The sequence below is a fragment of the Microbulbifer maximicatervae (SeqCode) genome, from assembly GCF_052467065.1.
This window is the reverse complement of sequence record NZ_CP174299.1, coordinates 342809-354516: the sequence shown is the minus strand read 5'-3', so window position 1 is coordinate 354516 and position 11708 is coordinate 342809. Positions and strand designations below refer to the sequence as shown.

General features: G+C 50.3%; 7 protein-coding genes and 1 tRNA gene. 6 read left to right on the top strand and 2 right to left on the bottom strand.

Annotated features, from left to right (window positions below):
- Nucleotides 1-26 precede the first annotated feature (26 nt).
- Genes ACJJI1_RS01650 through ACJJI1_RS01640 form a run of 3 tightly spaced genes read left to right on the top strand, consistent with a single transcriptional unit; the run spans nucleotide 27 to nucleotide 2458 of the window.
- Nucleotides 27-1055, top strand: coding sequence for a methionine synthase (locus ACJJI1_RS01650; protein WP_444958356.1), 1029 nt, complete (start codon nucleotides 27-29; stop codon nucleotides 1053-1055).
- 25 nt (nucleotides 1056-1080) lie between these two features.
- A complete protein-coding gene (locus ACJJI1_RS01645) occupies nucleotides 1081-1593 on the top strand; it encodes a flavin reductase family protein (RefSeq protein WP_444958355.1) in 513 nt (170 codons plus the stop codon).
- Between the two features lie 25 nt (nucleotides 1594-1618).
- Nucleotides 1619-2458, top strand: coding sequence for a sulfite exporter TauE/SafE family protein (locus tag ACJJI1_RS01640; RefSeq protein WP_444958354.1), 840 nt, complete (start codon nucleotides 1619-1621; stop codon nucleotides 2456-2458).
- 446 nt (nucleotides 2459-2904) lie between these two features.
- Here the strand turns inward: ACJJI1_RS01640 and ACJJI1_RS01635 are convergent.
- Nucleotides 2905-2981, bottom strand: a tRNA-Arg gene (locus ACJJI1_RS01635).
- A 365-nt stretch (nucleotides 2982-3346) separates the two neighbouring features.
- On the opposite strand from ACJJI1_RS01635, the gene ftsH reads away from it, so the two are divergent.
- The 3 genes from ftsH (at nucleotide 3347) to ACJJI1_RS01620 (ending at nucleotide 9388) form a co-directional block, all read left to right on the top strand.
- Entirely contained in the window at nucleotides 3347-5320 is a 1974-nt protein-coding gene (ftsH, locus tag ACJJI1_RS01630) for an ATP-dependent zinc metalloprotease FtsH (RefSeq protein WP_444958353.1), read from the top strand.
- A 588-nt stretch (nucleotides 5321-5908) separates the two neighbouring features.
- Complete coding sequence (locus ACJJI1_RS01625) at nucleotides 5909-8206, top strand: TonB-dependent receptor (protein WP_444958352.1); 2298 nt, start codon at nucleotides 5909-5911, stop codon at nucleotides 8204-8206.
- A gap of 204 nt (nucleotides 8207-8410) precedes the next feature.
- Nucleotides 8411-9388, top strand: coding sequence for an NAD(P)H-quinone oxidoreductase (locus ACJJI1_RS01620; RefSeq protein ID WP_444914396.1), 978 nt, complete (start codon nucleotides 8411-8413; stop codon nucleotides 9386-9388).
- A 14-nt stretch (nucleotides 9389-9402) separates the two neighbouring features.
- On the opposite strand, the gene ACJJI1_RS01615 is transcribed toward ACJJI1_RS01620, so the two are convergent.
- Nucleotides 9403-11703 carry a transporter substrate-binding domain-containing protein gene (locus tag ACJJI1_RS01615; RefSeq protein WP_444914395.1) on the bottom strand — a complete coding sequence of 767 codons (2301 nt, stop codon included), beginning with the start codon at nucleotides 11701-11703 and terminating at the stop codon, nucleotides 9403-9405.
- Nucleotides 11704-11708 lie beyond the last annotated feature (5 nt).

Sequence of the window (11708 nt, the reverse complement as noted above, 5' to 3'; positions counted from 1 at the left end):
AACAAATATAGATAAGATTATTTTTCATGAATCGCCTATTGCCAACTTCAAGCGCTGGAAGCTTGCCTAAACCATCCTGGCTCGCAGAGTCCGAAAAACTTTGGTCTCCCTGGAAATTACAGGGCGATCAATTACAAGAAGGTAAGCAGGATGCCTTGCGCCTGACATTACAAGAGCAACAACAAGCCGGTATCGATATCGTTAGTGACGGGGAGCAGACCCGCCAACATTTTGTAACTACATTTATTGAGCACCTCAACGGCGTTGACTTCGAGAAGCGGGAAACCGTTAAAATCCGCAATCGCTATGATGCGAGCGTGCCGACAGTTGTTGGCGAAGTATCTAGGCAACAACCAGTATTTGTTCAAGATGCCAGGTTCTTACGCCAGCAAACCAGTCAAGCTATCAAGTGGGCATTACCTGGCCCCATGACAATGATTGATACTCTCTACGATAGCCACTATAAAAGCCGTGAAAAGCTCGCCTGGGAATTTGCCAAAATTCTCAATCAGGAAGCGCGTGAGTTAGAGGCTGCGGGTGTTGATATTATTCAATTTGATGAGCCCGCATTTAATGTGTTTTTTGATGAGGTGAATGACTGGGGGATTGCCACTTTAGAAAAAGCCATCGAGGGGCTGAAGTGCCAAACTGCCGTACATATCTGCTATGGCTACGGTATCAAAGCCAATACAGACTGGAAGAAAACTCTGGGTTCAGAGTGGAGGCAATATGAAGAAGCATTTCCAAAACTGCAAAAATCCAATATCGATCTAATTTCCCTCGAATGCCACAACTCCCATGTTCCAATGGATCTCCTTGAGCTGATTCGTGGTAAAAAAGTGATGGTGGGCGCTATTGATGTGGCAAGCAACACGATTGAAACACCGGAGGAAGTCGCCGATACCTTGCGAAAAGCACTCAAGTATGTGGATGCTAAGGATCTCTTTCCCTGTACGAACTGTGGTATGGCGCCGCTATCCCGTCAAGTTGCGAACGGTAAGCTCAATGCATTAAGTGCAGGTGCAGAAATTGTCCGAAGAGAGCTCTCGGTTTAGCTGTCCCCAATATTCAGGTGCTCCCATGTCACTTTCCAGTACGGCTATAGAGCCATTGCGTTTTCGCGAAGCGCTGGGGCATTACGCCTCCGGTATTACGGTGATCGCATCGCACTGTGAGGGTGAGCCGATAGGCTTCACCTGCCAGTCGTTTTATAGCGTATCGACGAGCCCGCCATTAGTGTCATTCAGCGTTATGTCGAGTTCGTACAGCTACCCCAAAATTCGCCAGGCAGGCCGATTTTCGGTCAATATTCTGTCGGATGATCAGGTTACGATTTCCAACCAGTTTGCTCGTCAAGGCGCGGACAAATGGAGTGAAGTCGAATGGCAGGAATCGCCGCTGGGGAATCCCATTATCGCCGGCAGCCTGCATTGGCTTGACTGTGAAATTCATGCTGAACACGCTGCGGGAGATCACCTGATTGTGATTGGTGAGGTGAAGGCGTTAAACCTACAAAAAGCTGCTGCAAGGCAGCCACTTCTGTATTTCAAAGGTCAATATCGCAACCTTACTGCGGTGTCCCCAGCCGGGTAATACATGTGAGCAACGGGTTGCGGACATGCGGCCCCATCGCCTGCTTCCGGAAGAAACCCGCATCAATCAATTCGAGGAATTTATGGAATTTCTACTCTACCTGCTGCTAGGGGCTGTGGCCGGGGTGTTGGCCGGTTTGTTTGGCGTCGGTGGTGGCATCATCATTGTACCTGTGCTGGTGTTCAGTTTTACAGCCCAGGGTATCGATCCGCATGTACTGACTCACCTGGCTGTGGGTACTTCGCTAGCGACTATTGTCTTTACTTCGATTAACTCGGTTCTGGAGCATCAGCGCAAAGGCGCGGTGCTATGGCCAACTTTTGCCTGGATGAGTCTGGGTATTCTTCTCGGTGCAAGTCTCGGCTCGTTCACTGCGGCAGCTATCCAGGGGTCGATGCTGCAAAAGATTATTGGTGTATTTGCTATCACCATTGCCATTCAAATGGGGTTGGAGCTTAAGCCCAGGGCCAGCCACGCTGTCCCCGGCAGGCTGGGGCTGACAGCGGCCGGCGGGGTAACAGGCTGGGCCTCTGCCATCTTTGGCATCGGCGGTGGCACACTGACGGTTCCCTTTCTGACTTGGCGCAGCGTGCCGATGCAGCAAGCAGTGGCAACTTCCTCAGCCTGTGGTCTGCCGATTGCTGCCGTCGGCGCTCTGAGTTTTATGGCTATTGGTTGGCAGCAACCTGAACTGCCGCAGTGGAGTTTTGGTTTTATCTACCTGCCAGCCATGGTCGGCATCGCTATCACCAGCATGTTCTTCGCCCGTTTTGGAGCGCGACTGGCCCACAAGTTATCTCCGCGATTGCTTAAGCGTTTGTTTGCCCTGCTGTTGCTCTGCGTGGGTGGGAGTTTTCTTCTCTGAGGTATGAATGAATTGCAGTATATCGATTGCTATCTTGGCGTAGGCGCAGCTGCAAAAGTGGAAGGGGGCTTCAATCCTTTTCCAAGTGCGATCGAGCCCAAGTGAGGAGTAATAACTCCTAACTTTCTTTTGTGTGTCGAAATCTCTAGTCGAGCACAGGACCCTAGCGAGATGAAAATGGATTAACGTATCTGGAGGTTGCACAGTTGGTGTAATTGCCCCCGCTGACTGATGTGCGTATATCTATCTGCTGTATGGAACGAATGAAAGAGATTGTTTCTAACCCCGTTGGATCATTGAAGCTGTTTGTGATTGCTTAAAGTGAATGGGGGTTGCTGGGGTGGGGCGAGGCCGCGAAGAATAAATTGTGCAAAGAGCAATTTGGCACTAGCTGTTCTACAACAAAAAAGGGCTTACGTCGTGAAACGTAAGCCCTTTTCTTTGTATGGCGCGCTCGGGAGGATTCGAACCTCCGACCGCCTGGTTCGTAGCCAGGTACTCTATCCAGCTGAGCTACGAGCGCGTCGTTATGGGTGCGAACTATAGAGAGTTGATTCGTTGCCGTCAACCTCTTTTTGGAAAAAATCCTTAAAAATCCGCAACTTACCGAGTTTCTGGGGCCCTCTGGGAGCGGTCGACCAGTCTCGACAGGGCGCGAATTCTGCCGTGCCTTTCCTCAATTTGCAAGTCTTACTTTGAAAAATATGCCTTGAGTACCGATTGCGCCAGTGATCCAGGGGCGAGGCATTAAATTCTTCGGTGTGATTGGCGGCGAACTATACTCATTACTCTACCGGGATTCCGATGATTCGCACCTTTTCCATTGCCCATTGCCAGGTCCGGCCTATCTTCCGGCGGCAGGCTTCTCCAGAGATATAGTGAGAATATATGGCGGACGAGCAGGACCAAGAGCGAAAGCTGCCGCAGGGGGAGTCTCCTTCACCGCCATCGGGAAAGCCGGTTCCGCAAGGGCCGCTGAATTGGCTTCAGTACTTCCTGTGGATTTTCCTTTTAATACTGACTGTACAGTACTGCACTAACGGACAGCTTTCTGGCAAGCGGACTGAGTTAGCTTACAGTGACTTTAAGAAAGAGGTCGCCGAAGGCAAAGTTGCCAGCGTGGTTATCGAGGGGGATAGAGTCAGCGGCACTTTTAAGCCGGAGGCGGGCAAGCTGCCGGCGTCAAACACTGGCGAGAAAGAAAAAAAGGCTCCACCGCCGGAACACTTCACAACCATTTTACCTTCCGTTCAAGACCCCGAACTGCTCCCCCTTCTGGAAAAGGAGAAGGTGGAAATCCTGGCAGAGTCCCCGGGAGGGGGCTTTATGCAGCGGATGTTGATACTGCTTCTGCCCTGGATACTGATTATTGGGCTCCTGGTTTGGATGGGGCGGCGAATGCAGGAAAAGATGGCCAGTGGAGCTCCCGGCAGTCCCTTCGGTTTTGCTCGATCACCAGCAAAGCGGTTTGAGCGCAGTGAGTCTCAAGTGACTTTCGATGATGTGGCCGGGTTGGCAAATGCGAAGAAGGACCTGCAAGAAGTGGCGGGGTACCTCAAGAACCCGGAGCACTATCGCAAGCTCGGAGCGAAGATACCCCGGGGCATTTTGCTAATGGGGCCTCCCGGTACGGGCAAAACCCTGATGGCGAAAGCGCTGGCTGGTGAGAGTGAAGCGCCATTTTTCAGTATTAGTGGCTCTGAGTTTATTGAGATGTTTGTAGGGGTGGGTGCTTCCCGTGTGCGGGATATGTTTGCAGAAGCCAAGAAAGATGCCCCTTCAATTATTTTTATCGATGAGATTGACTCCGTCGGTCGGGCGAGGGGGACGGGCGTTGGTGGCGGACACGATGAGCGGGAGCAGACGCTCAATCAGATCCTTGGGGAGATGGATGGCTTTGATCCCCAGGAAGCGGTGGTGGTGGTTGCGGCAACCAACAGGCCCGACGTTCTCGATGCGGCGCTGCTAAGACCGGGGCGCTTTGACCGAAAAATTACTCTGGACCTTCCAGACAAGGCCGCGCGCAAGGAAATTCTTGAGATTCATTCCCGCGATGTTCCATTGCACGGCAAGGTGGATCTGGAGCGGCTCGCGGCCCTGACTGCAGGTTTTGCCGGCGCGGATCTGGAAAACCTGATTAATGAGGCCGCACTGTTGGCGGGGCGAGAAGATAAGTCCGCAGTGGATATGGATTGTTTATTGAGGGCGAGGGATAAAGTGGTTCTCGGTGGCGAGCGCGAAATGGTTATCAGTGAAGAGGACAAGCGGATTATCGCCTACCACGAAGCGGGACATGCGCTGGTAGCAACGCTATTGCCCAATGCAGACCCCTTGGAGAAGGCGACTATTATCCCCAGGGGGCACAGTCTCGGCGCTACCGAGCAGATTCCCACCGAAGAGCATCACAGTATGCAGGTCAGTTATCTCCGCGATCGTATCGGCGTAATGCTTGGAGGGAGGGTCGCTGAGCGGGTGGTATTCAAGGAGGTGAGCACTGGTGCAGAGGCAGATTTAAAGCAGGCGACGCGACTGGCCCGCCACATGGTGACGCACTGGGGGATGAGTGAAAAATTAGGCCCCGTTGCTTTCCGCCGGGGAGAGGAGCATATATTCCTGGGGCGCGAGATGGCCCAGCAGAAGGACTTCAGCGAACACACCTCAGAGATTATTGATGACGAAATTATTGCTTTGATCAGCGGTATTGAGATGAAAGTAGATCAGTTGCTGACAAAAAATCGCAAGAAATTGGATGCATTGGCTGGGGCTCTTTTGGAAAAAGAAACCCTCGATGCAGCGGAAATAAATGAAATACTTTCCCATGTGGCTGCGGGTGGTGATGACACACCTATTGCGCCGAAATAGCTCCTGGCTTTAATGGAAATTTATTTTTCAGGCGGACCCACTGGTCAAATTTAATGTATTTAAAAGTACCAGGTTAATTGAGTTTATTAGTTTTGAATTGCCGATAACCTGAAATATCGAAGGGCACTTTCAGCCTGATCTAAAAGAGCTGAGAGCGCATCAATTTAAAATAGACAAAAAGTTTTGTGTTTTTGGGGTGGTTTAGATACATATTGTCATTGGCTTTTTTGAAAATAATCAATTTTCTATGTAAAAGGGCAACTTAGGGTATCGCCCTTAAACAGTGCATAATTTTATTTTTTCCATTCCCTTTAATTTTTTTCTTCAAGTTGAAAGAACTTTCCAGACTAATTGAGTTATTTTTACAGACATTTACGTTAAATAGACTTCCACACACGGTTGTGAGCCTGTAACCTGTCCATGTCACAGATTCACTACGAAATCTGTGCCTCTTTATCAGCGCGGTCTTGAATCGGAGCTTCACTTAGTCGGAGCCTCTTTATAGAGGTAGAGCGGTGGAGCCAGGCAGTACCGATTGCGATAAGTCCGTTGTTGTACATAAAAAAAATAAAACAATGGAGAGAAAACATGGGAAGTCCGTCAAAACCCAAGCAGCACTCTGCTCTGCTTTCCGCCTGTTCCGTAGCAACTCTTTGGTTAGCCAGTGGTATTAGCCCCAGTTATGCCGCAGAGGGAGCAGTCGGCACCCTTATGGAAGAAGTGCAGGTAACAGCCCGTAAGCGTGCAGACGCAGAATTACTTCAGGATGTTCCGGTAGCGGCAACCGCCTATTCCGGTGACCAACTGGAGGCTCTGCAAACCAGGGATTTACAAAGCCTTTCTTTCAAAATGCCCAACGTCCAGCTGGAGGATGTGGGTACCGTAAAAAATACGGCAAACTTCACTGTGCGCGGTCTTGGAGTGAATAGCTCTATTCCATCAATTGATCCCACAGTAGGGGTCTTTGTCGATGGTATGTACCTCGGTGTGAATGCGGGTGTTGTTACCGATGTGTTTGACCTGGAGGGTATCGAAGTTCTCCGTGGTCCGCAGGGCCTGCTATTTGGTCGTAATGTTACCGGTGGTGCTGTCGTAGTTAAAACAGCGCGCCCAACTGATGAATTCTCTGCTCGCGTCAAGGTGTCCACAACGGATAATCTGGATGTGGTGACTGCGGGTTCAATTAATGGTGCCATCTCTGACGATGTTAACGGCCGTCTGACCGTTTACTACAACGATGACCGTGGCTGGTTCGAAAATGTTGCCACCGGCAATGATAATGCCGGTGCCTCTGACAGCTGGTTTATTCGCCCAAGCTTTAGTGTTCAACTCAATGAAACGGCAGAGCTGCTTGTGCGGATGGAGCACGGCCGCATGGACTCCGATGGAGTGGTTGCGCAAAACCGTGGTAATGAACCTTACATAGTTACCACTGATGACGGTTTTGTTGCCTACCCGAGTGCAACCCAGATTGCTGAGGCTTTCGGTATTCCTGATTGGGACAACAGTGAAGATTCTTTTGAGGTGGCCCAGGACGAAGAGGGTTATCAAAAAGACGAGTGGTCCCAGATCATTACTGAGTTCAATAAAGATGTTGAATTCGGTGATGGCACCATCACAAATATCCTGGCTTGGCGTGAATATGAGGCGCGGGGCTTGGGGGATATTGATTCCCTGCCTTTTGTCGGTTTCCATGCGGACTCAAGCGTGGATCAGAGCCAGTTGAGTAACGAGTTGCGCTATGCCGGCCGTTTCGGTCGCACGGCCATCACTGCCGGTGCCTATTGGTTCTCTCAGGATGTAACCTACCTGGAAAATCGTTTGCTGGCCGACGGTGAGGGCGGCATTATCGATTGGACCGGTGGTGGTGTGCAGGATCACAGCACTTATGGATTCTTTACCCAGGCTGATATCGATCTGAACGAGGCCTGGGTGTTGACCCTGGGTGGACGCTACTCGAGTGAGGAGAAAGACGCGAAGATTGCCTCTATTCCCCTGAACCTCTGTACGCTGGACGGCTGTGCTGCCTACGACTTTGAAGATAGCGAAAGCTGGAATGCCTTCACTCCCAAAGTTGGCTTGCAGTGGACTGTTTCAGACGAGACGCAGCTCTACACATTCTGGACCAAGGGTTTCCGCAGTGGAGGGTACAACTTCCGCAACGCAGGTATAGATCCGACCACAGGAATGCCTTATACCCCGCAGGCAACGGACCAGGAAGAGCAAAGCAGCTTCGAAATTGGGGCTAAGGTAGACTGGCTCGATGGCCGTGTTCGTACCAATATGGCGGTATTCCACAACACTATTGATGATATGCAGCGGGAGGAGAATCTCGCTGACGCAGTGACCGGTGTGGCGCAAATCATTCGAAACACCGCAGATGCGACAATTCGTGGTGCTGAACTGGAGACCATGGCTGCGCTCAGTGAAAACCTGCTGCTTACCTTCAACGTGGGCTATGTAGATGGCGATTACGATAAGGTACTCGGTGACCTGAATGGTGACGGTCTTGTGGATGATGAAGACCTGGGTCTCGAGATCCCACGCCTGGCGCCATGGACTTATGGTATAGGGTTAGTGCACGATTTGTCTCTGGGTTCCTACGGAACAATCACCTCCCGCATTAACTACAATCATCGCGATGAAGCACCGTATACGGATGACAACAGAGGCATGCTGTCTGAAGTGGAAATGGTGGACTTTAGCATTGGTTATACTGCGGATAGCGGCCAATATACAGTTTCTGTATTCGGCAAAAATATGCTTGATGAAGTTACTGAAGGTAATGACACGCAGCTACCAGTTACCCTTGGTGGTATCGGTGCCAGCTTTACTCCGCTGAATAAAGGTCGTGTTATGGGGGTTGAGTTTATTTACGAGCTCTAATCTCGGCTGAGAACTTGCTGCTTAGAGAAAATATTTTTTAAGTCAGCAGACTTCGAAACGGCCAGTTCCTTTTCGCAATTAAATGTTGTGATGGGGCTGGCCGTTTTTTATTGGGTTGCGTGTTGAGTAAAAATTGCTTGATGATTTTTGGTACTCTTGTGTCGATAGTGTGGCAATAAAAGTGAACCTATAAAGGGGAAAAATATGCGGTTTATTGATCTGCCTACATTTGGTGGGCCTGAAGTCATGCAATTGCAGGAGATGGATAAGCCTGCTCCCGGCGCAGACGAAGTCCTTATCCGTGTAGCCGCAGCTGGGGTTAATCGCCCTGATATTGTGCAGCGCCAAGGGCATTATCCGGCACCTCCCGGAGCATCGCCGGTATTGGGGTTGGAAGTGGCTGGTGAGGTTGTTGAAGTTGGGGAAAAAGTTGTGCGCTGGCAGGTGGGAGATAAAGTTTGCGCCCTGACCAATGGTGGAGGTTACGCAGAGTTTGCAATAGCTCCAGAGGGGCAATGCCTCCCGGTCCCCGAAGGCCTTAGTCTTATTGAGGCAGCTGCATTGCCGGAAACTTTTTTCACCGTATGGACTAATGTATTTGACCGCGCCGGTTTAAAACCGGGCGAGGTGATTTTAATCCATGGTGGTTCCTCTGGCATTGGTACCACGGCGATCCAGCTGGCCCATCAATTGGGAGCCCGGGTTTTCACTACTGCGGGAACAGAAGATAAATGCGCAGCCTGTGTGGCTTTGGGAGCGGAGAAGGCGATTAACTATCGGGATGAAGATTTTGTCTCCGTTGTGCGCGAGATGACTGATGATCACGGAGCTGATGTTATCTTGGATATGGTGGGCGGTAGCTATATCAATAGCAATATTCGTGTGGCCGCAAACGACGGCAGAATCGTAAATATTGCCTACCTGGCTGGCGCTAAAGTAGAAGTAAATATGATGCCGGTGATGTTGAAACGACTTACATTGACCGGCTCAACTCTGAGGGCACGCTCGCCAGAAGCGAAAGCCGGTATTGCGAAATCGCTGGAACAGAAGGTTTGGCCGCTGATTGAAGCGGGTAAAGTGCGGCCGCAACTAGCCGCTGAATTTCCGCTGCAGCAGGCGGTTGAGGCCCATAAATTACTGGAGTCCGGCACTATCACCGGAAAAATCGTTTTAACCTTGTGAGGGCTTGTGGCTGCCTAGGGCGAGGAGTAAGTGGGCATCCGCTGAATAACGCCCTCAGGCACATCCCCGGGTTCACAATAGATTTTGCCGGGCAGGCGCTGTAGAGGTGGGCGGACTGTCACATCATCGCTCATCATTTCCACATAGGCTTTGTAGAGATTGCTGATATTGCGCACATACTGCACGGGCTCGGAGCCTCTCACATAGCCGTATCTAGCCCGCTTAAAGTACTGGGGCTGGGCCAGTTTCAGCATGGCGACTTCCACATTGTCGAACCACACATTGGGATCCAGTCCCAGTTCTTTAGCCAGCCGCTGGGCATCGAGTAAGTGGCCGTATCCTGCATTGTAGGAAGCGAGAGTAAACCAGAGTTTATTTACGGTTGGCAAAGCGGGATTAAAGCGATCGCGCACCCAATCCATATATTTTACCCCCGCTTTAATACCTCTTTCAGGTTCGAACAGCGGCGGAGGAAATCCCATTTCCTCGGCTGTGGCAGGCATTACCTGCATCAATCCCTGCGCGCCAACTGGAGATACGGCTTTAGGGTTGAAATTGCTTTCCTGCCACATCTGCGCGACGATCATGCGCCAATCAAAATCGTATTTAAAGGCGGATTCCTTCACCAACTCATCGTAAGGAGAGAGGTTTTCTCCCGGTATTACCCGGGAACTTACTCGCTGGGTAAATCGTTTGTTCGGCTCAAAATAAGCCTGGTATTGTTTTTGATATTGGCTCGTTTTTCTGTAATTTTTCAAAAACTTATTCAAGTTCTGTAGCAGGTGCCAATTTTGTCTTAATACCATCCAGCCCTGTGGACGCGGGTCACCGATAAGAGTTCCGAGTACCAGTTGTGGCTGAACGGATGCCTCAATCTTGGCTCGACCGGAGTGGGATATAGTCGCATCTACCAGCCCGTCGGCGATTAATGAGAAGATTTGTGACTGGGAAATATCTGGCGGCGCCACACGGATATCGACATCAATACCTGCTTCTTTCAGTGTTTCAGCGGTTTCAATAAATGATGAATAGGCGCGCAGGGTTAATTTGCGGCCATTAAGATCCTGAATCTGGGTAATAGGGGGGCTGCCTTTACCACTGACGATCTGGTCTGTGGATTCGACATAGGGCTTGGTGAATACCATGCCCTGGTCTTCACGGGCACTGGTAATATTGAGTTCGGCCCCGGCAAAGTCACCGCGACCCGCCCTCAGCCAGTCGGCAAGGTCTTCTTCGTAGGGGACAACAATAACCTGGAGTTGGAGTTTGTGCTTATTGGCAAAAGCCTGGGCCAGGTCGTAGTCAAACCCCATTAATACCCCTTTCCATAAGAAATAGGTTGTCGGCCCGTTATAAGTGAGTAGCCTGATTACTCCAGATTTTTTAATACCCTTCCAATCGGTAATGCGTTCTTCCTGGGATTTAACCAGGTTGCGGGTCAAAAAATTATCGAGAGTGGTATGCAGGCGTTTGGAGTCTTTGCGTACGCCCCAGGCAATATTTTGTACTTCAGATACATCTGCACCAATCCGCATGTCATCGCGGTAATTGCGCAAATCCTGGGCTGAAAAATCTTCCAAAATAGCAACACGGTTCTTTTGGCCATTAATGATATCCAGCAAGGTATCTCGGTTACCATTAATATCAATTTCTCGAATAGTTAGGTTTGAGTTTGGATTTTCGGCAACAAGTTGCTCTGCAGTTTCTTTAATAGAGGAGCCGGCGGGGATAATAAATTCCAGATCCTTTAATTTGTTCGCATCTGAAATATCTGGACCCTCAGGACCAGTGACGAGTACTAACCGCGAATGGCGGAGAGGAACCGTGAAGTCAATAATTTCTTCACGGGCGTCAGTGACAGTCAGGTTATAGGCAATTACATCTGCCTGGCCATCGATCAGCATTTGCACCGCGTCATCGGGCGTTTCAGCTTTTATCCACTTGGGTTCCAGCTTTAACTGTTTGGCCAGTTTGTTGGCCAGTTCGAAGTGACGGAGACTCACCACATCGTCACGAGGTAACAGGTCCTCGGAAGCACCGGTTAGATTAACGAACCGAATTGTGCCGTGTTTTCTTATGTCCCTAAGGTCACCGGTTTCGATGTAGTTGACTTGCTGTTCTTTAGCGGGGGTTACTTCAGGCAGTTGCCCTGATCGCTTGTCGGCATCCTGCGCTTCGGCAGCTGACATGGTGACTGATTCGGCTACTCCAGAATCACGCTCTGGTTCCGTGCAGGCTGCAAGGGCAAGCAGTAGTACTGAAAGTAGTATCAAGGTCCACTGGTTGAGGTGGATAGCAGTAGATTCACTATCCATATATT